The 22,868-nt window shown below is 67.3% G+C and carries 24 protein-coding genes and 2 riboswitches; of the genes, 14 read left to right on the forward strand and 10 right to left on the reverse strand.

Annotated elements, in window-relative coordinates:
- Positions 1–230: 230 nt before the first annotated feature.
- Positions 231–1,034, reverse strand: a complete 804-nt coding sequence (locus CA2_RS03195; protein ID WP_042412624.1) for an anti-sigma factor — start codon at positions 1,032–1,034, stop codon at positions 231–233.
- A gap of 18 nt (positions 1,035–1,052) precedes the next feature.
- Complete coding sequence (locus CA2_RS03200; RefSeq protein ID WP_042412625.1) at positions 1,053–1,628, reverse strand: RNA polymerase sigma factor; 576 nt, start codon at positions 1,626–1,628, stop codon at positions 1,053–1,055.
- A 232-nt stretch (positions 1,629–1,860) separates the two neighbouring features.
- On the opposite strand from CA2_RS03200, the gene CA2_RS03205 reads away from it, so the two are divergent.
- The gene (locus tag CA2_RS03205; protein ID WP_042412626.1) at positions 1,861–2,454 is read left to right on the forward strand and encodes a ferritin-like domain-containing protein; all 594 of its coding nucleotides are present in this window, start codon (positions 1,861–1,863) and stop codon (positions 2,452–2,454) included.
- Positions 2,455–2,524: 70 nt separating this feature from the next.
- Positions 2,525–3,079, forward strand: a complete 555-nt coding sequence (locus CA2_RS03210) for a DUF3455 domain-containing protein (RefSeq protein ID WP_042412628.1) — start codon at positions 2,525–2,527, stop codon at positions 3,077–3,079.
- A 133-nt stretch (positions 3,080–3,212) separates the two neighbouring features.
- Here the strand turns inward: CA2_RS03210 and CA2_RS03215 are convergent, their stop codons facing one another.
- Positions 3,213–4,163 carry a LysR family transcriptional regulator gene (locus tag CA2_RS03215; RefSeq protein WP_081888844.1) on the reverse strand — a complete coding sequence of 317 codons (951 nt, stop codon included), beginning with the start codon at positions 4,161–4,163 and terminating at the stop codon, positions 3,213–3,215.
- A 100-nt stretch (positions 4,164–4,263) separates the two neighbouring features.
- Between CA2_RS03215 and CA2_RS03220 the strand changes: the two genes are divergently transcribed.
- The 6 genes from CA2_RS03220 to CA2_RS03245 all read left to right on the forward strand — a co-directional run bounded on the left by CA2_RS03220 (position 4,264) and on the right by CA2_RS03245 (position 9,277).
- Positions 4,264–5,238: a Bug family tripartite tricarboxylate transporter substrate binding protein gene (locus tag CA2_RS03220; RefSeq protein WP_042412629.1), complete on the forward strand. Its 975-nt coding sequence runs from the start codon at positions 4,264–4,266 to the stop codon at positions 5,236–5,238.
- A 47-nt stretch (positions 5,239–5,285) separates the two neighbouring features.
- Positions 5,286–6,119 (forward strand): substrate-binding domain-containing protein, encoded by an 834-nt coding sequence (locus CA2_RS03225; RefSeq protein ID WP_042412632.1) that lies wholly within the window; start codon positions 5,286–5,288, stop codon positions 6,117–6,119.
- 350 nt (positions 6,120–6,469) lie between these two features.
- Positions 6,470–6,793 carry an ArsR/SmtB family transcription factor gene (locus CA2_RS03230; protein ID WP_042412634.1) on the forward strand — a complete coding sequence of 108 codons (324 nt, stop codon included), beginning with the start codon at positions 6,470–6,472 and terminating at the stop codon, positions 6,791–6,793.
- An 11-nt stretch (positions 6,794–6,804) separates the two neighbouring features.
- The gene (locus tag CA2_RS03235) at positions 6,805–7,305 is read left to right on the forward strand and encodes an ArsI/CadI family heavy metal resistance metalloenzyme (RefSeq protein ID WP_042412636.1); all 501 of its coding nucleotides are present in this window, start codon (positions 6,805–6,807) and stop codon (positions 7,303–7,305) included.
- A gap of 6 nt (positions 7,306–7,311) precedes the next feature.
- Positions 7,312–7,824, forward strand: coding sequence for an arsenate reductase ArsC (locus CA2_RS03240; protein WP_042412638.1), 513 nt, complete (start codon positions 7,312–7,314; stop codon positions 7,822–7,824).
- A 163-nt stretch (positions 7,825–7,987) separates the two neighbouring features.
- Complete coding sequence (locus CA2_RS03245; protein WP_042412639.1) at positions 7,988–9,277, forward strand: arsenic transporter; 1,290 nt, start codon at positions 7,988–7,990, stop codon at positions 9,275–9,277.
- 36 nt (positions 9,278–9,313) lie between these two features.
- On the opposite strand, the gene CA2_RS03250 is transcribed toward CA2_RS03245, so the two are convergent.
- Positions 9,314–9,832 (reverse strand): TetR/AcrR family transcriptional regulator, encoded by a 519-nt coding sequence (locus tag CA2_RS03250; RefSeq protein ID WP_042412641.1) that lies wholly within the window; start codon positions 9,830–9,832, stop codon positions 9,314–9,316.
- Between the two features lie 70 nt (positions 9,833–9,902).
- Between CA2_RS03250 and CA2_RS03255 the strand changes: the two genes are divergently transcribed.
- Positions 9,903–11,405 (forward strand): MFS transporter, encoded by a 1,503-nt coding sequence (locus tag CA2_RS03255; protein ID WP_042412644.1) that lies wholly within the window; start codon positions 9,903–9,905, stop codon positions 11,403–11,405.
- Between the two features lie 138 nt (positions 11,406–11,543).
- On the opposite strand, the gene CA2_RS03260 is transcribed toward CA2_RS03255, so the two are convergent.
- From CA2_RS03260 to CA2_RS03285, 6 genes are all read right to left on the reverse strand, one after another.
- On the reverse strand, positions 11,544–13,010 hold the full coding sequence (locus CA2_RS03260) for an amino acid permease (RefSeq protein WP_042412646.1): 1,467 nt from the start codon (positions 13,008–13,010) through the stop codon (positions 11,544–11,546).
- A 300-nt stretch (positions 13,011–13,310) separates the two neighbouring features.
- On the reverse strand, positions 13,311–14,732 hold the full coding sequence (locus tag CA2_RS03265; RefSeq protein ID WP_245620871.1) for an OprD family outer membrane porin: 1,422 nt from the start codon (positions 14,730–14,732) through the stop codon (positions 13,311–13,313).
- 44 nt (positions 14,733–14,776) lie between these two features.
- Positions 14,777–15,229, reverse strand: a complete 453-nt coding sequence (locus CA2_RS03270) for a pseudoazurin (protein ID WP_042412793.1) — start codon at positions 15,227–15,229, stop codon at positions 14,777–14,779.
- A 17-nt stretch (positions 15,230–15,246) separates the two neighbouring features.
- Entirely contained in the window at positions 15,247–16,041 is a 795-nt protein-coding gene (locus CA2_RS03275; RefSeq protein ID WP_042412648.1) for an ABC transporter ATP-binding protein, read from the reverse strand.
- Complete coding sequence (locus CA2_RS03280; protein WP_081888845.1) at positions 16,038–17,117, reverse strand: FecCD family ABC transporter permease; 1,080 nt, start codon at positions 17,115–17,117, stop codon at positions 16,038–16,040. Before CA2_RS03280 ends, CA2_RS03275 begins: the two co-directional genes overlap by 4 nt.
- Before the next feature lie 55 nt (positions 17,118–17,172).
- Positions 17,173–18,180, reverse strand: a complete 1,008-nt coding sequence (locus CA2_RS03285; RefSeq protein WP_156105944.1) for an ABC transporter substrate-binding protein — start codon at positions 18,178–18,180, stop codon at positions 17,173–17,175.
- 134 nt (positions 18,181–18,314) lie between these two features.
- Positions 18,315–18,540, reverse strand: a riboswitch (cobalamin riboswitch).
- Positions 18,541–18,599: 59 nt separating this feature from the next.
- Here CA2_RS03285 and CA2_RS03290 point away from each other — a divergent pair.
- The 5 genes from CA2_RS03290 to CA2_RS03310 all read left to right on the forward strand — a co-directional run bounded on the left by CA2_RS03290 (position 18,600) and on the right by CA2_RS03310 (position 22,832).
- Positions 18,600–19,103, forward strand: a complete 504-nt coding sequence (locus tag CA2_RS03290) for a GNAT family N-acetyltransferase (RefSeq protein WP_042412650.1) — start codon at positions 18,600–18,602, stop codon at positions 19,101–19,103.
- Between the two features lie 45 nt (positions 19,104–19,148).
- A riboswitch (cobalamin riboswitch) is annotated at positions 19,149–19,364 on the forward strand.
- Between the two features lie 126 nt (positions 19,365–19,490).
- The gene (gene cobO / locus CA2_RS03295; protein WP_042412652.1) at positions 19,491–20,117 is read left to right on the forward strand and encodes a cob(I)yrinic acid a,c-diamide adenosyltransferase; all 627 of its coding nucleotides are present in this window, start codon (positions 19,491–19,493) and stop codon (positions 20,115–20,117) included.
- Positions 20,117–20,992 carry an ABC transporter substrate-binding protein gene (locus CA2_RS03300; RefSeq protein ID WP_052369807.1) on the forward strand — a complete coding sequence of 292 codons (876 nt, stop codon included), beginning with the start codon at positions 20,117–20,119 and terminating at the stop codon, positions 20,990–20,992. The genes cobO and CA2_RS03300 overlap by 1 nt, the downstream gene beginning before the upstream one ends.
- Positions 20,989–22,023 carry a FecCD family ABC transporter permease gene (locus tag CA2_RS03305; RefSeq protein WP_217997621.1) on the forward strand — a complete coding sequence of 345 codons (1,035 nt, stop codon included), beginning with the start codon at positions 20,989–20,991 and terminating at the stop codon, positions 22,021–22,023. Before CA2_RS03300 ends, CA2_RS03305 begins: the two co-directional genes overlap by 4 nt.
- The gene (locus tag CA2_RS03310) at positions 22,023–22,832 is read left to right on the forward strand and encodes an ABC transporter ATP-binding protein (protein WP_042412655.1); all 810 of its coding nucleotides are present in this window, start codon (positions 22,023–22,025) and stop codon (positions 22,830–22,832) included. The genes CA2_RS03305 and CA2_RS03310 overlap by 1 nt, the downstream gene beginning before the upstream one ends.
- The last annotated feature ends 36 nt before the right edge of the window (positions 22,833–22,868 follow it).

Below are 22,868 nucleotides of genomic sequence, written 5' to 3' on the forward strand. Positions count from 1 at the left end.
CTACGTGGCGCATCCCCACAAGCCTGGCGCAATCCCAAGTGGCCAGGCTTTTTGGTTGGTACCGGCTTCAAGCGCCATCAGGCCTCCGTGTGTGGGCTGTCAGTGCGCCTGCCAGTAGGGTGGCGGGTTGTGGTTGGTGAAAAGGATCTGCCCGGATCTAGCTGGAATGTGCAGGAATGCGGGGTGCATCGATGCTGGAATGGGCAACTTTCGGTGCGGGCACCGCGCCCTCAAAGCTCGCGGCGGATCAGCGCCCCCTTGAACAACACCGGTCCTGTGGGCCCCATGCTGCTGGGAACGCCGCCCTTGGGCTCCAGGCTGATGGCCAGCGCCGGGATCGTGTGCACATCCTGTTCTTGGGCTTTGAGCTCGTCCAGCTTGCCCTGGCCCAGGACGCCCAGGGACCGTGGGGCGCCTTGCTGTGGCAAGGCCCACAGTTGCAAGGATTGGTTGTCGGCTTCCTGGAATCCTCCCACGCGCTGCAGCACGAGCTGGTCGTGTCGGGCATCAAACGTCACCAGCACCGAGGCATCTGCCTTGGCATCGGCCAACACCGCCACATACCGGATCTGCGGCGTCGCCTGCAAGGCCGCCTGTGTGCTCTGGAGCTGCGTTTGCAGCAAAGCCAGCTGCTGCCGTGTGCTGTGCTGCAGGCCCTGGTGCGACCACAGTCCCAGCGCAACTGCTGCCACCGTGGCAAAGCTGCCGGCCAGCGCCCAGCCACGCCACCATGTCAATGCCCGCGCCGCCTGCCTGGACGTTCCGGCCTGGCGCTGCGCGCTCCACAGGGCATTCGACGTCTCGGCTTGCACCAGGTTGTGGATGCGGGTCCAGACCGCTGCATCGGGCACCACCGGCGCTTGGACTTCCGCGAAAGCCGACCAGCGCCCCTGCCACAGCAGTGCCGCGGCGCGCACCTGGGGGTATTCCCGGGCCAGTTGCTCGAAACGCCGGCGGGCCCCTCCGCGCAGGCTGCCCAGTGCGTAAGCGGCTGCCAACTGGTCAAGCAGTTGTGGATTGCGTGTCAGGTTCATGGGTGAGGCTCCAGGGGCTCAAACATGGCGCGCCATGCACTTGCGCAACTGCTCCAGGCTGCGGCGCATCCATGTCTTGACCGTGCCCAAAGGCAATTTCAGGTAGCTGGCCAGTTCGCTGTGACTGAGATCCTTCAGGTACGCCAGGCTGACCACCTGGCGCTGGGCATCTTCCAGGCGCTGCATGCACTGGTGCAGCACGGCGGCTTGCTCACTGGCTTCGACCAGTTGCATCGGCCCCTGCGCCTGTGGGTCCTGCGGCAGCTCCTCCATGTCTTCGATGGGAACATTCAGGTGCAAGCGCTCCGCACGGCGTCTGCGCAAAAAGTCCAGGGCCCTGCTGCGCACCAGCATGCCCATCCACGCCAATGGCGGACTCAGCGAGTCGCGGTAGGTCCCGGCATTGCGCCAGATGCCCAGAAAGCTCTCTTGCAGCACATCCTCGGCCCACTCCTTGTTGCCCACGATGCGCAGTGCCAGGCCATACAGCCGCGATGCGGTCTGGTCGTACAGCTGTTTGAGCGCCGCTTCGTCCCGGGCGGCTATGCGGTCTAGAAATTCCATCAGTTGCTGGTCCGGTGTGGTGGCGTTCATGCCGCCATTGTGATGAGAAGCACCTGCTTGTTGGGGCGCTGTTGCATTGCCGCCAACGCAGCTTGCAGACCTTGTCTTTGGGCATATACGCAGCATCCGGGCGACTGGATGCAAGCGCAGAGGGAAATAAAAAATTCTTAAAAACTTGAATCCATTAATGCCACGGCTGCGTATTCCCAATGTCGAACACACCAATTCGTCGACACAGCCCCATCGTCAACAAGGAGTCACCATGAGCAGTAATTTGGTTGAAGGCCGTTTCTCCACGACCGCCTCGCGGCGTGGATTTCTGGGGGCCACCGGCAGTTTGTCGGCCGTGGCGGTCGCCATGCTGGCCGGCAACGAGGCCCTGGCGCAGGGCATGGGCAACGATCCCGCCAAGGACGTCGCCATCCTGAACGTGGCGTTGGGGCTGGAGCATGAAGCCATCAATGCCTACCAGTTGGGCGCGGGCAGTGGCCTGCTGCAAAAACCTGCACTGGATGTGGCCCTGCTGTTCCAGAGCCACCACAAGGGACACCGCGACGCACTCGTCGCCACCATCCAGAAGCTGGGGGGCAGCCCGGTCGCCGAAGCGCCGCTGCAGACCTACGCGGAATCGCTGAAGGCCGCCACGCTGAAAAGCCAGGCCGACGTGCTGGCGCTGGCGGCCAAGCTGGAGCTGGGGGCCACCAATGCCTATCTGGGCGTTATTCCCGCGTTCGAGCACCGAGATCTGGCCAAGGTCGCAGGCCGCCTGGCGGCCGATGAAACCATGCACTACACCGCGCTGGTGTCGGCGCTGGGCCGTTCCTTGCCGAGCAATCCCTTGACCTTCGGCGGCTGACAGGCCGCTTCCCCGCACCCGGCCGACCGGCCGGATGCCTTGATTCACTTCATCATTCCAGGAAATCATCATGCAATATCAACGCGTACGCTTTTCGACGGCCCTGGGTGTATCGGCCCTGGTGCTCAGCGCATGTGCACCCATGCAGCGGCATCCCGCTTTTTCGCAGGCGCAAATGCCAGCACCCGTGCAGGTGCCGGCTGGCCATCAAGTGGCCCTGGAAACCGTGGGCGTGGGCCACATCACTTATGAATGCCGCGCCAAGAAAGACATGCCCAGCGAGCACGAATGGGTCTTTGTGGGCCCCGATGCCAAGCTGCAAACCCGCGGCGGTGAGGTGATCGGCAAATACTGGGGGCCGCCTGCGACGTGGGAGAACAACGATGGCTCCAAAGTCACTGCCACGCAGGTCGCGGTCTCGTCGGCCGGGGCGGGCAACATTCCGCTGCAACTGGTCAAGGCCAATCCAGCCAGTGGCATGGGCGCCATGCAGGGGGTGACGTACATCCAGCGCGTGGCGACCAAGGGCGGTGTGGCGCCCAGCATGGCTTGCGGGGCAAGTAGCGTGGGCAGCAAGCAGGTCATGCCGTATCAGGCGGACTATATTTTCTGGAAGGCGTCCTGATCGTCCGTGCCCGCGGCGCATGTTCGAGGGTCCTGCCCGGACCTGCGCCGCAGGGCTGCTGCACGCGAAGAACCTAGCGCGCTTGCACCCGAATGGCTGGGGTGCGAGGGAGAGCGCACAGAACGATCTGCGCTCATCTCGCTTTTGCGGGTGCTGTGCGCTCGGGCGCCATGCTCACTGCCTCGGGCATGGGCAGCAATTCCTGCTGCAGGTGGGTGCGAAAGGCCTGGGCCGAGGGGCCCAGCACCCTGTCGCGGCGCTGCAGGAAACCCAGCGTGCGCCAGAGGTCGGGTTCCGTCAGCGGAATGGCGCACAAATTCGGGTGGTCTGGCCGCAAGGCCAAATGGGGAATGGCACTCAGCCCCAAGCCGGCTTCCACCAAGGCCAGGGCGCCGGCCACGTGGTTGCACTCGTACCAGGCCACAGGTTGGTGCGGCAGTTCGGCCATGACCTGGTCCAGCAGCAACCGGTTCCCGCTTTTGTGCGACACCGACACCAGGCGCTGGCCTGACAGTTCGGCCCAGGGGATATGGGGACGGGCGGCCCAGGGGTGGCTGCGCGGCATGGCCAACATGTAGCGTTCCCGTGTCAGGGCTTCAAACCGCAGCGACGATTCCTGGCTGCCGGTGAAGCTGATGCCGAAGTCGGCATCCCCTTTGAGTACGGCGTCCAGTACCTGGGGGGCACTTTCATCGATGACATGCACCTGGACGTCGGGCTGCTGCACGGCAAACTTCGCCAGCAGGTTGGGGAGTAAATTGATGGCCACGGACGGAATGCAAGCGATGGACACGCGCCCGCGGCGCAGCTTTTGCTGATCGTTCACGCGCTGGATGGCTTCTTCCAGGCCCGCCAGCGCGGCCCGCGCCTCCTGCAGGAATTCCTGGCCAATCGCCGTCAATTCCACGTGCCGGGTGGTGCGTTCCAGCAGGCGCGCTCCCACGGCGGCCTCCAGGCGTTCGACGCGACGGCTCAATGCCGGTGGCGACAGGAACAGGGCATCCGCAGCGTGGCGAAAGCTGGCTTTTTCGGCGGTCACCACAAAAGCGATCAGCTCGCCCATGTCGAATTTGATGCGTTGCATGCAATAGTCTCTTTATAAATTGCAATTCACAGAATATTGTCCTCTGCCTAGGATGCGGGCTTTTACAAAGCCGTCAAAGCCCGGCAATTCTGGAGACAAAATGAAACGACGCACATTGCTTGTGACCGGGGTCCTGGCCGCGGGTGCCTGCCTTGCCACGAACCTGGCGCATGCACAGGACTTTCCGCCCAAGAAAGCGGTGACCTTGGTGGTGGGGTTTGCTGCAGGCGGCTCGGCCGACATCGCCGCCCGGGTGATCGCCAAGAAACTCGGCGAAAACATCGGCCAATCCGTGATCGTGGAAAACAAGCCCGGTGCCGGCGGCAACCTGGCCCATGGCCAGGTGGCGAATGGCCCTGCGGACGGCTCCATGCTGCTGTTTGGCTCCATCGGCCCCTTGACCATTTCTCCCCACTTCATGAAGGTCAGCTACGACCCGCTCAAGGATTTGGCACCGATCACGATGGGGGTGACCTTCCCGAATGTGCTGGTGGTGCCGGCCAGCACCGGCATCAAGAGCCTGGGCGAGTTTGTGGCCAAGGCCAAGCGTGAACCGGGCAAGCTGGACTTCGCCTCCACAGGCCCGGGCTCGGCCGCGCACCTGGCGGGCGAGTTGCTTAATGATGTCGCCAAGATCGATACCGTGCACGTGCCGTACAAGGGCGGGGCGCCTGCGCTGCAGGACGTGCTGGGTGGGCGCGTCACGTCGTTCTATGCGGCGCCAACCACGGCGCTGCCGCACATCGAATCGGGCAAGCTGATTCCGCTGGCCACCACGGGCCTGAGCCGGCCTGCCTACCTGCCGAATGTGCCCACTGTGGCCGAAAGCTACCCAGGCTTCAATGCCACCAACTGGTATGCCTTCGTGGCTTCCGCCAAAACGCCCAAGGCCTTGCTGGACCGCTGGAACACCGAGCTGGTCAAGGTCTTGAACACCCCCGAGGTGCGCGACAACCTGCTCAAGCACGGGCAGACCGCAGCACCAGGGACGCGCGAAGAACTGGGCAGCTTCATCGCCGCCGAGCATGCGAAGTGGGGCCGCATCATCCGCGAGCGCAAGATCTCGGCCGATTGATGGTCTGCAGCGACAACGACAACTGACAACAACACAGGAGACATTCCATGCACACCATCACTCACAAGCATGCCGTATCCCGGCGTGGCGCTGTCCGCACCTTCCTGGGCCTGCTGGCGGGCGCGGGCCTGGCCGTCAGCGCCTTGTGCACCACGGTCGTCCATGCCGCGGAAATCCGGGTGGTGACCTCCGGCGGGTTTTCGGCCGCATACGACCAACTGATCCCGCTCTACGAGCAGGCCACAGGGCACAAAGTGATCACCTCACGTGGCGCCTCGATCGGCAATGCACCCGACTCCATCCCCAGCCGCCTGGCGCGGGGCGAGCAGTTCGACATCGTGATCCTGGCCGACTCGGCCCTGGACCAGTTCATTCAGCAAGGCAAGGTGAAGGCCGGCAGCCGTGTGGATCTGGCGCGCTCCATGATTGGCATGAGCGTGCGCAAAGGCACGCCCAAGCCTGACATCAGCAGCGTCGAGGGGCTCAAGCAGACCTTGCTGGATGCAAAGTCGATCGCCTATTCCGCCAGCGCCAGCGGAACGTACCTGTCCAACGAACTGTTTCCACGCCTGGGCGTGGCCGAGCAGATCAAGCACAAGGCCACCAAGATCTACAGCGAACGCGTGGGGGCCGTCGTGCTGCGCGGGGATGCTGAAATCGGCTTCCAGCAGGTCAGCGAACTCTTGCCATTCAAGGAGCTGGAGTTCGTCGGCCCTTTGCCTGAGGAAGTTCAGCAACGAGTCTTCTTTTCCGCCGGGGTCGCTGAAGGTGCTGCGGACACGGCCGTGGCCTCGCATTTGATCCGCTTCCTGGCCGCGCCTGCCGCAGCGCCCATCGTGCGCAGCACTGGCATGGAGCCCGCAGCCGCTGCGGCACGTTGAACCCCTAGCTTGCCGGAAGGCGAGCCGCTCGGGTTGTGCCGCCCGCGGCGCCTGACCCAGCCGGCCATGCGCCCGTCAATGGCGGGCTCGCTGACCACCTGTGACCTGCACAGGTGGTCAGTTTTTTTGGGGGGCAGGAGCCGAGTGCTATCTTTTCTAGTAGCAAGCACGGCTCGAACGCACAGGCGTTGCGCTTCCTTGCAGGGTCGCGGAGAACATCCCTGTCCTCGTCGCCTGTGTGCTGTCCCAAGCCCTGTGGTGTTGGGCCGCTGCACGGCATGGATGCTGGCGTCGGGATGACTGGCAGTTTTTATAAAACAATGATTCAATAAATGTTGTATTATTGACTTATGCAAGAAGCACAAGTCATTCGATCCCTGGCGGCGCTAGCCCACGAGGCACGCTTGCGCGTGTTCCGGGCACTGGTGGTCGCAGGCCCCGATGGGCTGACGCCGAGCGCCTTGGCCGAGCAGCTGGGAATTGCCCCCAATGCCCTGTCGTTCCACCTCAAGGAGCTGTTCCACGCCGAGCTGGTCAGCCAGGAGCGCCTGGGTCGCAATGTGCTGTACCGGGCCGCGTTCCCTGCGATGAACGGATTGCTTGCGTACATGACCGAAAACTGCTGTCAAGGCGCGGCCTGCACGCCGGCCGGGGCCGCGTCCTGCCACTGCTGAAGGAGCTGACGATGAAACGCTTTCATGTCCACCTGCACGTCGATGATCTGGCCCAGAACATCGCCTTCTATACCCAGCTGTTTGGCGCAGCACCAGCACGCGTGGAGTGCGACTACGCCAAATGGATGCTGGACGATCCCCGCGTGAATTTCGCCATCTCCACGCGTGGCCACCACCAGCCGGGTCTGGACCATCTGGGTTTTCAGGTGGATGCCAAGGAGGAGCTGGCCGACCTCAAGGCGCGTGCGCAGGCCGCGGAAATGGCTGTGTTGGACGAGGGCAGCACCACCTGCTGCTACGCACGCAGCGACAAGCACTGGATCACCGATCCCCAGGGGATCGCCTGGGAGCATTTCCATTCGTTGGAGAACATTCCGGTCTTCCACGAAACATCCGACGCGCCTGCCGCGAACAGCGCTTGCTGCGCCCCGAAAGCGGCAGCACCTGCACCGGCCCCCACCACCAGTTGCTGTGCTCCCCGCTCTGGCTCCAACCCCTCGACCTGTTGCTGAGATTCCATGACTTCTGTTCAACCATTGCATGTTCTGTTCCTGTGCACCCACAATTCGGCGCGCAGCATCCTGGCCGAGGCCTTGCTCAACCATCTGGGGCAGGGCCGTTTCCAGGCCTTTTCGGCCGGCAGCAGCCCGCGCGCCAACCAGCAACCCAACCCCTTGGGGCTGCAGGTGCTGGAGCGGGCCGGCATCGCCACGCAAGGCCTGTACAGCAAGAGCTGGGAGGTGTTTGCCGCCCCCGGGGCGCCCCACATGGACCTGATCATCACGGTCTGCGACAGCGCGGCGGGCGAGGTTTGTCCAATCTGGCCCGGCCATCCCGCCACGGCGCACTGGGGCTATGCCGACCCTTCCGCCGGCGACGGCAGCGATGACACCAAGCTGGAGGCTTTCCGCCAGACCTTGCACCTGATGCGCCAGCGTCTGGAGCTGTTGGTCAACCTGCCGGCGGACAAGCTGGCGCGCACATGCCTGCAAGGCACGGCGCGCGCGCTGTCTGCCCCTGCCAGCCCGTAACCGGTCGCACGGCTGCAGCAGCGTTCCGAGCCGTCATGCTTCCATATGGAAGCATGACGGTGCGGAACACTGCGCGGCCGGCCCGGTCTGTTGACCGGCTGTTCCCGATTCCCGGCACCACGCTGGTGGTGCCTCGTTTGTTTTTCTGAAAAAGCCCTGCACCATGCTCACGGCCATCCTGATCTTTGTTTTCACCCTGGTGCTGGTCATCTGGCAGCCGCGCGGCCTGGGCATTGGATGGAGCGCTTCCATCGGCGCCGCCATCGCGCTGCTGCTGGGCGTGGTGCACCTGGGCGACATTGCCGTGGTCTGGGGCATTGTGTGGAACGCGACGGCCACCTTTGTCGCCATCATCCTCATCAGCTTGCTGCTGGATGAGGCGGGATTCTTCGAATGGGCGGCCTTGCACGTGGCCCGCTGGGGCGGCGGGCGGGGCCTGCGGCTGTTTGCCTTCATCGTGCTGCTGGGGGCCGTGGTGTCGGCGCTGTTCGCCAACGATGGCGCCGCGCTCATCCTGACGCCCATCGTCATGGCCATGCTGATGGCGCTGGGCTTTTCCCCGGCGGCCACGCTGGCCTTCGTGATGGCGGCGGGTTTCATCGCCGACACCGCCAGCCTGCCACTGATCGTGTCCAACCTGGTGAACATCGTGTCGGCCGACTTCTTCCAGATCGGCTTCAACGCCTACGCGGCCGTGATGGTGCCGGTCAACATCGCCTCGGTGCTGGCCAGCCTGGTGGTGCTGATGCTGTGCTTTGGCCGCAGCATCCCGGCCCGGTATGAGCTGGCCCAGCTCAAGGCTCCGGCCGATGCCATCCGCGACCCGGCCACCTTCCGTGCCGGCTGGGTGGTGCTGGTGCTGCTGCTGGTCGGCTTCTTTGGCCTGGAGCCGCTGGGCGTGCCGGTCAGCGCCGTGGCGGCGGTGGCCGCGGCGCTGCTGCTGGCGGTGGCCGCGCGCGGCTCGGTCATCAGCACCCGCAAGGTGCTGCGCGGCGCGCCCTGGCAGATCGTCGTGTTCTCGCTGGGCATGTACCTGGTGGTCTATGGCCTGCGCAATGCCGGGCTGACGGATGAGCTGGCCGGCTGGCTGGACTGGTTTGCGCAGGGCGGCATCTGGGGCGCGGCCCTGGGCACTGGGCTGTTGTCGGCGCTGCTTTCGTCGGTCATGAACAACCTGCCCACGGTGCTGATCGGCGCCTTGTCCATCGATGCCTCCAGCGCCACCGGGCTGGTCAAGGAGGCCATGGTCTACGCGAATGTGATCGGCTGCGACCTGGGGCCGAAGATCACACCGATTGGCAGCCTGGCCACCTTGCTGTGGTTGCATGTGCTGGCGCAAAAGGGCCGCACGATTGGCTGGGGCTACTACTTCAAGGTGGGCGCGGTGCTGACACTGCCGGTGCTGCTGGTCACGCTGTCGGCCCTGGCCGTGGTGCTGGGCGCCCGGGCCTGAGTTCCAAGGCCCGGTGCCGGCCCGTGCGCCGGGCGTTCACTGGCGCAGGTCGGCAAACACCTGCGCCCAGTCGCTGTCTTGCAGCGGCAGCAGGTCCATGAAGCGCAGCATCAGCGCACCTTCCAGCGCGCACAGACGCAGGATCTCCTGGCGGCCTTCGGGGGTGGCGGCCGACAGCTGGTCGAACACCTGGGCATACCAGGCGCGCAGGCAGGCGCGGCTTTCCGGCTCCTGGGTGATGGCCAGCGAGAAGGCCGCAATCCGCTGGTTCACGGCCGAAGCCGCCGTGGTCACGGCATCCACATAGGCATCTACCGACGAGGCGCCCTCGGCCCGGGCGCTGTCGAAGCGCGCCTGGTAGCCGCTGTCCAGGTACTCATAGAGCGCCGCCAGCAGGCCTTCCTTGGTGCCGAAGGTGTTTTGCACACCGCCCTTGCTGACCCCGGCCGCCTTGGCGATGGCGTCGAAAGACAGTGCGGCCGCGCCGCGCGCCACGATGATCTGCTCCGCGGCTTCAAGCAGGCGGGCTTTGTCGATGGAAGGTTTTCGGGCCATGGCAGTGGGGCAGGAAGTAAAAATACGAACGTATTACAATGCGGTCGTATTTTAATTGAATGTGGGACACATGGAGATACCCTTTCAGAATCGCTGGCTGACGCTGGCGATTGTTTCCGCGGCCTTGTTCCTGGTCGTGATCGACATGACGGTGCTGTACACCGCATTGCCCAGCCTGGCGCAGGCCCTGCGCACCACGGCCTCCGAGAAGCTGTGGATCCTGAACGCCTACTCCCTGGTCATGGCCGGGCTGATGCCGGTGCTGGGCGCACTGGGTGACCGCATCGGGCACCGCCGCATCTTCATCGCCGGCATGGTCGTCTTTGGCGTGGCCTCCATGCTGGCGGCTCTTGCGACGACCTCCGCGGTGCTGATCGGCGCGCGGGTGCTGCTGGCGATCGGCGGCGCCGCCATGCTGCCGGCGACCATCGCCATCATCCGGGTGACGTTCCAGGACCCGCGCGAGCTGGCGCTGGCCATCGGCATCTGGGCCGCGATTGCCTCCGGTGGCGCGGCCGTGGGGCCGTTGCTGGGCGGCGTCTTGCTGGAGCATTTTTGGTGGGGCTCGGTGTTCCTGATCAACGTGCCCATCATCGCCGTGGCCACGCTGCTGGCGCTGCGCTATGTGCCGGTGCGCCCGGGCAATGCCGCTATCACCATCGACCTGCCCAGCTGTGGTTTGAGCATGGTCGGCATCATCGCGCTGGCCTACGGCATCAAGGAGCTGGCCAAGCCCGGCGGCAGCACCGCGCTGGCCCTGGGCATGCTGGTGCTGGGCGGCGCCACGCTGGGGGTCTTCGTGCGCCGGCAACTGCGGCTGGAGCGCCCGCTGATCGACCTGCGCCTGCTGGCCCAGGCGCCGATTGCCACCGGCATGCTGGTGGCGCTGGTGGCGTCCATGACCCTGATCGGCTTCGAGCTGGTGCTCAGCCAGCGGCTGCAGCTGGTGGTGGGCAAGAGCCCGCTGGAGGCCGGGGCCTTCGTGCTGCCGATTTCGCTGGGCTCGTTCTTTGCCGGGCCGCTGGCCGGCGCGGTGATCGGCCGCATCGGCTGCGTGCGCGTGATTGCCGCCGGGCTGGCGATGACGGCCCTGGGTATCGCCGGCTATCTGCTGCTGCGCGACGGCAGTGTGCTGGCACAGGTGCTGGTGCTGACGGTCTGCGGCGTCGGCATCGGCGCCAGCCTGACGGCGTCCAGCACCCTGGTGATGAGCAATGTCTCGGAAGACCGCGCCGGTATGGCCGGCTCCGTGGAGGGCGTGGCCTACGAGTTTGGTGGTGGCTTTGGCGTGACCATCTTCGGCTCGCTGATGACGGCGGTCTACGTGTCCACGGTGGATCGCCTGGGCTTTGCCGTGCAGGCGGGCGGCAGTCTGGACGAGGCGCATGCCCACGCCCGTGCCCACCCTGAGGCCCAGGCCATGCTGCAGGCGGCGATGCAGGCGTTCGAGACGTCCTTCACCTGGGTCAGCGTGGTGGTGGCGGCCATCCTGCTGGCCCTGGTGCTGGCCGTGCTGGGCCAGCGGCGCAGGCTGGGCGCAGCGGGTGAAGCGCCCCGCGTGGCCGCGCATTGATCCAAAAAAAAGAGCTGCCTGCGCAGGTCCACATTAGGTTTCAGCGACAAAACAGCTGAAAACCCTTGTGGCACGCGCGCTGACAGCTCTTTTCAGGGTAGCGGCCGGCTGTCCAGCCCTTGGCCGCGGCCCGGTGGCTCAGCGGGCGCCGCTGATGTCCATGTCCTGCAGCTGGACGAAGCGCGTGCCCTTGCCCAGCTTGTAGCCCCACCAGATCGCCAGGAACAGCGGGATGCCGATGTAGGTGGCGATCACGCCGGTCCAGTCGATGCTCTCGGCCAGGAAGGCCTGGTAGTTCTGGCCCAGGGTGATGATCAGGCACAGCGCGAACGCGAAGATGGGCCCGATGGGGAAGGCCGCGGCGCGGTAGGGCAGCTGGTGCGTGTCAAAGCCCTGCACCTCGCAGGCGCGGCGGAAGCGGTAGTGGCTGATGGCAATCCCCAGCCAGGCGATGAAGCCGCACATGCCCGACAGGTTCAGCAGCCAGATGTAGACCGACTCGGGGCTGAACACATTGGTGAAGAAGCACATGGCCGCGATCACGGTGGTGGCGATCAGCGCCATGATGGGCACGCCGCGCGCATTCACGCGGGCGAAGATCTTGGGCGCCATGTTCTGCTGCGCCAGGGCGTACAGCATGCGCGTGGAGGCGTACATGCCGGAGTTGCCGGCCGACAGCACCGAGGTCAGCACCACGGCATTCATCACCGCCGCCGCGCCCAGCAGGCCGGCATGCTCGAACACCAGGGTGAAGGGGCTGACGCTGATGTCGCCCAGGTCGTTGCGCAGCAGCTGCGGGTCGGTGTAGGGGATCAGCAGGCCGATGATCAGGATGGAGAAGACGTAGAACAGCAGGATGCGCCAGAACACCTTGCGCACCGCGCGGGGCACGTTCTGGGCGGGGTTCTCGGACTCGCCGGCGGCAATCCCGATCAGCTCCGTGCCCTGGAAGGAAAAACCCACGATCATGGCCACGCCGATCAGCGCCGCAAAACCGCCGGCAAACGGCGCGTCGCCGGCCGTGAAGTTGGCAATGTTGCCCCACAGGCCGTCGGGGGCGCCGCCGGTGAGGATGCCGAAGACCATCAGCAGGCCTACCCCGATGAAGACCAGCACGGTCACCACCTTGATGGCGGCAAACCAGAACTCGGATTCGCCGAAGCCCTTGGACGACAGCGAGTTCAGGCCGAACATCAGTGCCAGGAAGATCGCGCTCCACAGCAGGCCGTTGACGCCGGGGAACCAGTAGGCCATCACCAGCTGTGCGGCCACCAGGTCCACGGCAATCGTCACCGCCCAGTTGTACCAGTAGTTCCAGCCCAGGGCGAAGCCGAAGCCCTCGTCCACGTACTTGGCGCCGTAGGTGGCGAACGAACCCGAGACAGGCAGGTGCGAGGCCATCTCGCCCAGGCTGGTCATCAGGAAGTAGACCATCAGGCCGATCACACAGTAGGCCAGCAGCGCGCCGCCGGGGCCGGCCTGCGAGATGGTGGCACCCGAGGCCACGAACAGCCCGGTGCCGATGGAGCCGCCAATGGCGATCATGGACATGTGCCGGGCCTTGAGGCCCCGGCGCAGGGAAGACACTTGCGAGTCAGCAGACATAGAAGGGGGAAATCCGTTGCAATCACCCGGCGGGCCGCTGGACCCGGCCGGACAGGCCCACAAAAAAGCCGCACTGCTGCGGCCTTGGCGGTGGCGTAAGGGGCTGGATTTTGGGCGATGGCCGACCTCTTGTGTGGCGATGGCGTTAATGACCCTACAGCCAGTTAAGAGAAGCTAACGCGCCGCCCCTTTGCCGAGGCGGCGCGACTGGGCGTTGCAGTCAAAATGGCCTGCAGCGCGCATCCAGTCTGCGCAGGCTGCTCTGCTTTTTCGCCACGGAAGCGCCGCACGGGCCCGGCCTCAGGGCAGCAGCTGGATGGGCATTTCCACCAGCAGGCGGATCTGGTCGATGTTGGCTTCGCCCTGCGTCCGGTTGGCGCGGTGCACGCTGTAGCGCAACTGCAGTGCCATGCCCTTGGCCATGCCGTGCTGCACGGTGTAGCGCAGCAGCAGGTCGCGCTCCCAGTGCTTGCCGCCGTTGCCGCTGTAGCCCAGGTAGTTGGCGTAGACGCTGTTGAGGTGGCGGTGGTCGATGCCCGAGCCGCGCGTGTAGGCCACGCCCGCGCTCAGCCCGGGGGCGAGCAGGGGGCCCAGGTCCACGTCGTACTTGAGCTGCCAGGAGGCTTCGCGCGGGCCGTTGAAGTCGGACAGCTGCATGGCGTTGTCCAGCCAGATGGAGCCGCGGTTCACATAGTCGAACGGGTTGTCACCCTGCACCTTCTGGTAGCCCAGCCCCAGCTGGTGCGGGCCGAAGGCGTAGCTGCCCATCAGGCTCCAGGTGGTGGTGTCGATGTGGCCGGCCCGCGCCTGGCCGGTGTCGGTGTTGCGGTACAGGTTCAGGTTGAACGCCAGCTTGCGCTGCTCGGCCAGCGGCAGCTGGTAGGCACTGCCCAGGTACCAGGTGTTCCAGTGCTCGGCATAGCGGCCGTAGTAGCTGCTGACGGACAGGTGGGGGACGGGGGTGGTCCAGGTGCCGCCCAGGAAGCTGAAGGCATCCCCGGGACTGCCGGCATAGTTGGCCAGCAGCCGGCCCCCGTTCTGGCGCGCGTTGCGGTCGCTCCAGCGCGTGAAGCGGCCGGCCTGCAGGCTCAGTCCGGGCAGGTCGGTGCTGGTGAGCTGCCAGCCGCGGTTGGTCTCGGGCAGCAGGCGGCTGTCGGAGGAGCTGAAGATGGGGTTCTTGGTGCGCATCTCGCCCAGCTTCAGCTCGGTGGAGGCCAGGCGCAGCTTCAGCGCGGCGCCGGCGCGGCCGAAGCGGTCGGCAATGTCCGCGCCGTCCTTGGCCACATAGCGCGGCGTGGCACGGGCGCTGTCGGCCTGGGTGTCCAGGTTCAGGGCGCCATAGGCGTGGGCATCCAGGCCGACGCCCACCAGGCCGCGCGTGTAGCCCGATTGGTAGTTCAGCATCAGCCCGTAGGCCGATTCCTGGGCCTGGGTTTGGCCGCGCAGCCCGTTCGTGGCGCGGAAGCTGCTGCCTTGTTGGTAGTCCAGCTGCTCCCACACCACGCGGTTCAGCAGGCCCAGGCGGCTGCCGGCGACAAAGCCCTGGGCCTCGTCCTGGGCACTGGCCTGGGCATTGGCGGCGGCGGCGCACAGCAAGGCGGCGCCCAGGGCGGAAAGGGGGGAGATCTTGCAAGGCATGGGGTCGGGTCCGGGAGAGGTGGTCGGTGGGGGCGCTGCCGCCGCAGCGGGCGGGTGCTGCAGCAGCGGTACCAGAAATTTCATGAAATACCGCGCCAGCCCGCATGGGGTCTGCGCAGGGCGCTCTGTTATTTGGTGCCGGCCTGGGCGCGCGCCACGATCGCCTGGAAGCGCTGCTGTGCCTGCGGCGGCACAGCCTCGGGCACGGCCAGGGCGGACAGCGGGGCATCGCCGACCTGGATCAGCATCACCATGCCCATGGCGTAATGCGGCAGGCATTTGACGCCGTACAGCCCGGGCTCGGTCAGCGTGACGGCGATCTCCTGGTTGACCTTGCCGCGAAACGGCGTGGCCCCGGCGGGCGCCATGCCGTCGATGGAGACCGCATCGTGGCCGCTGCTGGCCGCCACGAAGCGGATGGTGTCGCCCGGTGCGGCGCGCACGAACTCCGGCTCGTAGGCCATGGGACCGTGCGGGCCGCGGTTCAGCATCCGGACCTCCCAGGTCTCGGCGTGGGCCAGGGTGGCGGCACCGCCGCACAGCAGGAGGGCCGCCAGGCGGCTGGGGGGCAGGAGGGTCATGGAGGGGCCTTTCAAACTCAGGGAGCAGGGGTCGCCAGCGGCTGAAAGCGCAGCACGTGGCGGCCGTCCTGGGGGTCGATCAGGGTGCGTGCCTGCACCTGGAAGACACTGCGCAGCAGTTCAGGGCTGAGCACCTCGGCCGGCGGACCGAGCCGCACCAGCCGCCCGTGCTGCAGCACCGCCAGCCGGTCGCAGGCCAGGGCCTGGTTCAGGTCGTGCAGCGCCACCACCTTGGTGATGGGCAGGCCCTGGATCAGCTGCATCAGCGACAGCTGCTGGTGGATGTCGAGGTGGTTGGTCGGCTCGTCCAGCAGCAGCACGCCGGGCTGCTGCGCCAGGGCCCGCGCCAGGTGGGCGCGCTGGCGCTCGCCGCCCGACAGGGTGCTCCAGGCGCTGTGCGCCTTGGCCTGCAGGCCCACGGCGGCCAGCGACTGGGCCACCACCGCGCGGTCGTGGGCCGACAGCGGGCGCAGTGCGGACAGCCAGGGCGTGCGCCCCAGCTCCACCGCGTCCCAGACGCTGATGGCATCCTGCGTATGGGCCATCTGCGGCACGAAGGCCAGCTGCCGCGCCAGCGCCCGGCGCGGCAGGGTGCGCAGCGGCTGCGTGCCCAGCAGCACCTCGCCCTGCTGGGGGCGCAGCACGCCGGACAGCAGGCGCAGCAGGCTGGACTTGCCCGAACCGTTCGGGCCGATCAGGCCCAGCAGCTCGCCGGCCTGCACCTGCAGCGAGACCTCGTGCACGATGCGCGTGCCGTGCGCCTGCCAGCTGATGCCGCAGGCCTGCAGGGCGGGGGACTGCACGGCCGTCATGGCCGGCCCCCGGGGGCTTTGAGTAGGATGAGCGCGAACACGGGCGCACCCACCAGGGCCGTGATGACGCCGATGGGCAGCACCTGGCCAGGGATCAGCGTGCGCGAGACCACGTCCGCCGCAATCAGAAACAGGGCGCCCATCAGCGCGCTGACCGGAATCAGCCGGCGGTGCCGCACGCCCACCAGCAGGCGGGCGGCGTGCGGAATCACCAGCCCCACAAAGCCGATCGCGCCGACGATGGACACCATCACCGCCGTCATCAGCGCGGCGGCCAGCAGCAGCGTCAGCTGCACGCGGCGCACGGGCACGCCCAGGGCGGCGGCGGATTCGCTGCCAAAGGTGAAGGCATCGAGCGAGCGCGCGTGCAGCAGGCACACCACCGTGCCGGCGACGGCCACGGTGGCCGCCCCCAGGGTGTCGGGCCAGCGCACGCCGCTGAGGCTGCCCAGCAGCCAGAACATGATGCCGCGCGCCTGTTCGGCGCTGCCGGACTTGGTGATGATCAGCGAGGTGAGGGCGTTGAACAGCTGCGAGCCGGCAATCCCGGCCAGCACGATCTGCCCGCTGTTGTGCAGGCCGCCCCGCCCGGCCGCGTGGGCCAGCAGTGCCACCAGGGCGAAGGCGCAGACGGCGCCGACGAAGGCGCCGGTGGTCATGGAGATGGCGCCGGCGCCCAGGCCGGCCACGGTCACCAGCACCGCGCCCGTGGAGGCCCCGGCCGAGATGCCCAGCAAATAGGGTTCGGCCAGCGCATTGCGCAACAGCGACTGCAGGATCACGCCCGAGATGGCCAGCCCGGCGCCGCAGCAGGCGGCCACCAGGGCGCGTGTCAGGCGGTAGTTCCAGACAATCCCCTGGTTGATGGGGTCGACGGCGTAGCTGGTGCCCGCCAACTGGTTGGACAGCACCTCGAAGACGGTGCGCACGGAGATCTCGGTCTCGCCGATTGCAATCCCCAGCACGACGGCGACCAGCAGCAGCGCCAGGGCGGCCAGGGTCAGCAGGCCCCCGCGCAGCCACAGGCCGGCCGCGCGCAGCAGGATGGGCGCAGGCGGTCGCGCCACGGACTGCATCAGCACCGTGCGCACCCGGGCGCGGGTCGCTGGGCCCGGCGTGGACGGCCGTGTGTCACTTCGTGCGGCCCTGCAGCTGCAGCACCGCCTCGGCGATCTGCTCCATGCCATCCACCTGGCGGATGGAGCCCTGCAGCGCATCGGCATCCACGATCACGATGCGCTGGTGCTTGACGGCATCCATGTGTCGGGTGACCGGGTCCTGCTGCAGGAATTCCAGCTTCTTTTGGTAGTCGTCGGCCGGGAAGCGGCGGCGGTCCATGCGGGCGATGATCAGCACCGACGGGTTGGCCTTGGCGACGGTCTCCCAGCCCACGGTGGGCCATTCTTCGGTCGAACTGACGATGTTGCGCAGGCCCAGGGTCTGCATCATGTAGCCGGCCACGCCGTTCTTACCGGCCATGTAGGGGTCGGCCGCCAGGTCGGCGCTGGAGAACCACAGCGCCGCCGTGAGCTGCTGGCGCTGCGCGCCCTGGACCTTGGCCACGGCCTGGGCCTGGCGGTCGCTGAGGCTCTGGACCAGCTGCGCACCGCGCGCCGGCACGCCGAAGATCTCGGCCAGCTGGCGGATGCTTTTGTACAGGGTCTGGACGTCGTAGCTGGCCGTGCGCGTGCCGTCGGCGCCGACCAGGTTGTTCTTGCCTTCGCAATCGGTCGGCATGGCGTAGGTGGCAATGCGCAGGTCATGGAACTGCTCGCGCGTGGCGACCACACCGTCCTTGCCCACCATCCACTCGAACTGCGAGACCACGAGGGCCGGGCGCTTGCCGATCACCGACTCGAAGCTGGGAATGTTGTCCGACAGGCGCGGCACCTTGTCGTTGATGGCCTGGAACTGCGGCAGCACGGGGTTGAACCACAGGGCGGTGCCCACCACCTTGTCACCCAGGCCCAGGGCATAGAGCATTTCCGTGCCGCCCTGGCCGATGGTGACCACCGAGGCCGGTGCCCGGTCCAGTTGGAGGCGATGGCCGCAGTTCTGCAGCTGCAGCGGGTAGTCCGCAGCGTGGGCAGACAGGGCGGTGGCCAGCAGGGCGGCGTAGGCAAGGCGTCGAGGCAGCATCAGGGGGCTTCTTTCCAGAAAAAGCGGGTACCCCTGGAAGCACTGGCAACACCCCCGCGGCGCGCGGGACCCCGAAAGGCCCTGGCAGGCAGGTCCACGGGACATTGCTCACTTCCCGGACACCCCGCCGGCAATCGATGGTTGGTGCTTTGGCAGGTCTCCTGACTGGCACGTCATCGCGTCGCCCCGCCTTCCCGAATGTGGATTCAGTGGCGGATGGGGCGGGCTCGTTGCCTACAGTTGCGGGGGCAGTTCCATTCGGCCGCCAGCCCCTGAAGCGGGTGGCGGTCATTGGATTCCCTCATGCGGCTGGCGGTGGCTGGCGCATGTCCTTGCGGAACCAAAGTTCGGGTAATGTAGCTGATTTTGTAGCGTCTGGCGCAGGCACCGTCTGCGTGGACACCTGTTTTCAGCCTGATATGTCCCTTCCCGAATGCATGGTCATTGCGCCCGTCCACCGCCTGGAGGTGGTGCAGGATTTCTTGCACGTGGCCCGCCAGCAGATGTTCGGCACGCTGGTGGATCCGCAGCAAACCCCCACGGATCTGCAGCATTTTGAGCAGGTGTACGCGGCGGGCACGGGCGGCATGTGGGCGGCCAGGCATCCGCAGCACGGCATGGTGGGCAGCATTGCCTACCGCGCCTACGATGGCCGCTTTGCGCAGCTGGATTTCGGTGCGCTGCGCGTGGTGGAGGTGGTGCGCCTGTTCGTCGCCCCGGTGTGGCGCCGGCAGGGGCTGGCCGTGGCCTTGCTGGACCACGTGCGCCAGCACGCCATTGCCCAGGGGGTGCAACTGCTGTACCTGCACACGCACCCGTTCCTGCCGGGCGCGCTGGAGTTCTGGCAGCAGCAGGGCTTTCAGGTGGTGCAGCGTGAAACGGCCGCGCCCTGGCACACCATCCACATGCAATGCGCCCTGTAGCGCGTGCCGCCCGCGGTCTGCGCCGCGGGGGCGGCAGTCGCTTCTATAATCCACACTCCAACAGGAGCCCCGCCGCACCCGCGTGCGTGGGGTGAAACGGGAAGTCCGGTGACCTCACACCCCTGGTGTGGAGCATTCCGGCGCAGCCCCCGCTGCTGTAAGCCTGACAGACACACTTCGATGCCACTGGGTGCCCCCCGGGAAGGCGGTGTGCGCTGTATGACGGCGAGCCAGAATACCGACCTGTTGGCACGCAGTTGTATGCCACGGGGTGTGGGCCGTTTGCTGACAGGTTCCATCCCGCCTTGGCGGGGCGCCGGCCCGCCGCACACACACACCACCTTCCCGTATGGGCATGCCTTTCCATGGAAATGGCTCGGGGAGAGCATGGACCTCACGTTCAAACAACAGCATGCCGAACGCATGCAGGACAAGAAAGCCCAGGTGCAGGCTGCCATGGCGCGCGCCCAGGTCGAGCGCGGTATCGTCGTGCTGCTGACCGGCCACGGCAAGGGAAAGACCACCTCGGCCTTCGGCATGCTGTACCGGGCCCTGGGCCATGGCCTGCGCGCCGGCGTGGTGCAGTTCATCACGGGCACCCACGCCTCGGGCGAAGTCACCTTTTTGCAGCAGCAGGGGCTGCTGGGGCAGGGGGCGATGGCCCAGGTGGACTACCACGCCATGGCCACGGGCTGTTCCTGGCAGCGCAGCGACTGGGAGGCCGACCAGCCCGCCGCCAACCAGGCCTGGCAGGCGGCGCAGCGCATGCTGGCCGACCCCAGCCTGCGCCTGGTGGTGCTCGACGAGCTGACCTTCATGCTGCAGTACGGCTATCTGGCGCTGCCCCAGCTGCAGCAGGCGCTGGAGCGCCGCCCCGCCGGGCAATCGGTGGTCATCACCGGCCGCAGTGCGCCGGCACCGCTGCTGGCGCTGGCGGACACGGTCAGCGAGATCGCCGACACCCGGCATGCCTTCCAGGCCGGCGTGAAGGCGCAGGCGGGTGTGGACTTCTGATGCGGCCACCGCTGCAGGCCCTGCTGCTGGCGCTGTGCGCCGGCCTGCCCATGGCCGTGGGGGCGGGGGCGGGGGCGCTGCCCACGCTGATGTCCACCAACATCTGCGCGGACACCCTGGCGCTGAGCCTGGCGGCGCCGCAGCAGATCCTGTCGCTGTCGCGCCAGAGCCAGGATGCGCAGCGCTTTTCCCTGGCCGCCCAGGCCCGGCAATTTCCCGCCAACGAAGCGACGGCGGAGGATGTGCTGCACCTGCAGCCCCAGGTGGTGCTGGCCTCGCGGCGCTGGAATGCCCGGCACCAGACGGCCTTGCTCCAGCGCCATGGCGTGCAGATCGTGACGGTGCCGTTTCCCACCGACTGGGAGGGCATCTTCAGCAGCACGCGCAAGATGGGCCAGGCCCTGGGGCGCGAGGCCGCCGCGCAGGCGCTGCTGGACAGCCTGTCCACCAGGCTGGCGCAGTTGCGCGCCACACCGCGGCCTTTCAGGGTCCTGTACCTGCGCCCGAATGGCGGCAGCGCGGGGGCGCAGACGCATGTGGACGCCGTGCTGACGGCCGCCGGCCTGCGCAACCATGCCAGCGCGCTGGGCCTGCAGGGCTGGGGGCGCATTGATCTGGAGCGCATCGTGCAGAACCCGCCCGACATCTTCATCACCCCCGGGCTGGTCAATGACGCGGCCTACGCCCGCTCTGGGCTGAGCCGCCATCCGCAGATGCAAAAGCTGCTGCAGCACATCCCCGTGGTGGTGCTGCAGCACAACGACTGGGGCTGCAGCAACTGGCAACTGATCGAGGCGGCCGAGTCGGTGGCGGCCCAGATCGACGCCTTGCCGCGACCTGCCGCCCGGGTGGCGCTGCGCGAGGGGGCCCCATGATGCGCTGGGCCCCGCGCACCGGCATGCCCCGTGTCTGGCTGCTGAACACCGGGCTGCTGGCCCTGTTGCTGGTGCTGGCCGGCATCTCCCTGGGCATCGGTTCGGTGTCCATCGGGGTGGCGGACTGGTGGGCGGCGGCCTGGCAGCCCGCAGGCGCCAGCGATCTGGCCGTGCGCCACCAGGCCATCGTGCAGGAAATCCGCCTGCCGCGCGTGGTGCTGGCGGTGCTGGTGGGCATGTCGCTGGGCGTCGCGGGTGCGGCCCTGCAAGGCCTGCTGCGCAATCCGCTGGCAGAGCCCGGCCTGCTGGGCGTCAGCTCCAGCGCCGGCCTGGGTGCCGTGCTGTGCATCTATTTCGGGCTGTGGCACTGGAATGCCTGGCTGTTGCCCACGGTGGCCATGGCCAGCGCGGCCGCCGCCACCCTGGTGCTCTACCGCATCGCCAGCCGGGGCGCCAGCAACCTGACCCTGATTCTGGCGGGCGTGGCCATGTCCTCGCTGATGGCGGCGCTGACGTCGCTGGCCATCAACTTGGCCCCCACGCCCACCGACATGCAGGACATCGTGCTGTGGCTGATGGGCTCGCTGGCCGACCGCAGCTTCGACGAGGTGCGGCTGTGCCTGCCGTTCATTGCGCTGGGGCTGCTGATCCTGGCCGGCAGCGGCCGGCAACTGGATGCGCTGACGCTGGGCGAGGACGAGGCCGCCAGCATGGGCGTGAACCTGCCGCGGTTGCGCGCGCAGGTGATTGCCGGCACGGCGCTGTGCGTGGGCGCCAGCGTGGCGGTGACGGGGTCCATCGGCTTCATCGGACTGGTGGTGCCGCACCTGTTCCGCAGCCTTGTGGGCTACCGGCCTTCGCGCCTGCTGCTGCCCAGTGCGCTGGGCGGGGCCGTGCTGCTGCTGGGGGCGGACATTGCGCTGCGCCTGCTCAGCGGGCGGGTGGAGCTGATGCTGGGCGTGGTCACGGCCCTGATCGGCGCGCCCTTCTTCTTTTACCTGGTGGTGCGCGAGCGCTGGAGGCATCGCTGATGCGCACGCTGTCGGTCGAGTCGCTGCAGGTGGCATGGCGGGGCCAGACCTGCGTGCAGGACCTGTCGTTTCAGGTCCAGTCGGGCGAGCTGCTGGCCCTGATCGGCCCCAATGGCGCGGGCAAGAGCACGGTGCTGCGCGCCCTGGCCCAGCTGTTGCCGCACCAGGGGCGGGTGCTGCTGGATGGCGAGGACCTGGCACGCCTGGCCCCCCGCCAGCGCGCCAGGCGCCTGGCCTACCTGGCCCAGGGTGACCAGGTGGCCTGGCCCTTGCAGGTGCGTGACTTCGTGGCGCTGGGGCGCTTGCCGCACCAAGGCCGCTGGCGTCTGGCGTCGGCATCCAAAACCGATCAGAATGCCGTGGATGCTGCGCTGAGCGCTATGCATTTGACGGACATGGCCGAGCGCCACCTGCATGCGCTGTCGGGCGGCGAACGCGCCCGCGCGCGCCTGGCCCGCGCCATGGCCGTGCAGGCGCCGCTGCTGCTGGCCGATGAGCCCGTGGCGGCGCTGGACCCCTACCACCAGCTCAGCGTGATGGAGCTGCTGCGCGCCCAGTGCAATGCCGGCCATGCCGTGGTCGTGGTGTTGCACGATCTCACCCTGGCCAGCCGTTTTTGCGACCGCGTCCTGCTGCTGCAAGGCGGGCGGGCCGTGGCCTGCGGTGCGCCGCGCCATGTGCTGACCCCGGCGCACCTGCAGCGTGTCTACCAGGTCCAGGCCATGCATGGCGAGCATGAAAGCCAGGGCTATGTGCTGCCCTGGCGCTGCAGGCCTGGGACAGAACCCTCGGGGGCCGGCGTGCGCTGAAGCCGACGCCCCATTTTTCACGGATCACAGGAGTCT

Origin of the sequence: Comamonas aquatica NBRC 14918, from assembly GCF_000739875.1 — a bacterium.
GTDB lineage: Bacteria > Pseudomonadota > Gammaproteobacteria > Burkholderiales > Burkholderiaceae_C > Comamonas > Comamonas aquatica.

What these genes read in the sequence shown, in the direction of transcription:
- CA2_RS03250 (WP_042412641.1), bottom strand. Translation starts at nt 9,832, where the DNA reads ATGGCCCGAAAACCTTCCATCGACAAAGCCCGCCTGCTTGAAGCCGCG.
- CA2_RS03280 (WP_081888845.1), bottom strand. Translation starts at nt 17,117, where the DNA reads ATGCAGTCCGTGGCGCGACCGCCTGCGCCCATCCTGCTGCGCGCGGCC.
- CA2_RS03195 (WP_042412624.1), bottom strand. Translation starts at nt 1,034, where the DNA reads ATGAACCTGACACGCAATCCACAACTGCTTGACCAGTTGGCAGCCGCT.
- CA2_RS03305 (WP_217997621.1), top strand. Translation starts at nt 20,989, where the DNA reads ATGATGCGCTGGGCCCCGCGCACCGGCATGCCCCGTGTCTGGCTGCTG.
- CA2_RS03255 (WP_042412644.1), top strand. Translation starts at nt 9,903, where the DNA reads ATGGAGATACCCTTTCAGAATCGCTGGCTGACGCTGGCGATTGTTTCC.
- CA2_RS03225 (WP_042412632.1), top strand. Translation starts at nt 5,286, where the DNA reads ATGCACACCATCACTCACAAGCATGCCGTATCCCGGCGTGGCGCTGTC.
- CA2_RS03285 (WP_156105944.1), bottom strand. Translation starts at nt 18,180, where the DNA reads ATGCTGCCTCGACGCCTTGCCTACGCCGCCCTGCTGGCCACCGCCCTG.
- CA2_RS03230 (WP_042412634.1), top strand. Translation starts at nt 6,470, where the DNA reads ATGCAAGAAGCACAAGTCATTCGATCCCTGGCGGCGCTAGCCCACGAG.
- CA2_RS03275 (WP_042412648.1), bottom strand. Translation starts at nt 16,041, where the DNA reads ATGACGGCCGTGCAGTCCCCCGCCCTGCAGGCCTGCGGCATCAGCTGG.
- CA2_RS03235 (WP_042412636.1), top strand. Translation starts at nt 6,805, where the DNA reads ATGAAACGCTTTCATGTCCACCTGCACGTCGATGATCTGGCCCAGAAC.
- CA2_RS03290 (WP_042412650.1), top strand. Translation starts at nt 18,600, where the DNA reads ATGTCCCTTCCCGAATGCATGGTCATTGCGCCCGTCCACCGCCTGGAG.
- CA2_RS03270 (WP_042412793.1), bottom strand. Translation starts at nt 15,229, where the DNA reads ATGACCCTCCTGCCCCCCAGCCGCCTGGCGGCCCTCCTGCTGTGCGGC.
- CA2_RS03200 (WP_042412625.1), bottom strand. Translation starts at nt 1,628, where the DNA reads ATGAACGCCACCACACCGGACCAGCAACTGATGGAATTTCTAGACCGC.
- CA2_RS03260 (WP_042412646.1), bottom strand. Translation starts at nt 13,010, where the DNA reads ATGTCTGCTGACTCGCAAGTGTCTTCCCTGCGCCGGGGCCTCAAGGCC.
- CA2_RS03220 (WP_042412629.1), top strand. Translation starts at nt 4,264, where the DNA reads ATGAAACGACGCACATTGCTTGTGACCGGGGTCCTGGCCGCGGGTGCC.
- cobO (WP_042412652.1), top strand. Translation starts at nt 19,491, where the DNA reads ATGGACCTCACGTTCAAACAACAGCATGCCGAACGCATGCAGGACAAG.
- CA2_RS03215 (WP_081888844.1), bottom strand. Translation starts at nt 4,163, where the DNA reads ATGCAACGCATCAAATTCGACATGGGCGAGCTGATCGCTTTTGTGGTG.
- CA2_RS03300 (WP_052369807.1), top strand. Translation starts at nt 20,117, where the DNA reads ATGCGGCCACCGCTGCAGGCCCTGCTGCTGGCGCTGTGCGCCGGCCTG.
- CA2_RS03310 (WP_042412655.1), top strand. Translation starts at nt 22,023, where the DNA reads ATGCGCACGCTGTCGGTCGAGTCGCTGCAGGTGGCATGGCGGGGCCAG.
- CA2_RS03265 (WP_245620871.1), bottom strand. Translation starts at nt 14,732, where the DNA reads ATGAAATTTCTGGTACCGCTGCTGCAGCACCCGCCCGCTGCGGCGGCA.
- CA2_RS03245 (WP_042412639.1), top strand. Translation starts at nt 7,988, where the DNA reads ATGCTCACGGCCATCCTGATCTTTGTTTTCACCCTGGTGCTGGTCATC.
- CA2_RS03205 (WP_042412626.1), top strand. Translation starts at nt 1,861, where the DNA reads ATGAGCAGTAATTTGGTTGAAGGCCGTTTCTCCACGACCGCCTCGCGG.
- CA2_RS03240 (WP_042412638.1), top strand. Translation starts at nt 7,312, where the DNA reads ATGACTTCTGTTCAACCATTGCATGTTCTGTTCCTGTGCACCCACAAT.
- CA2_RS03210 (WP_042412628.1), top strand. Translation starts at nt 2,525, where the DNA reads ATGCAATATCAACGCGTACGCTTTTCGACGGCCCTGGGTGTATCGGCC.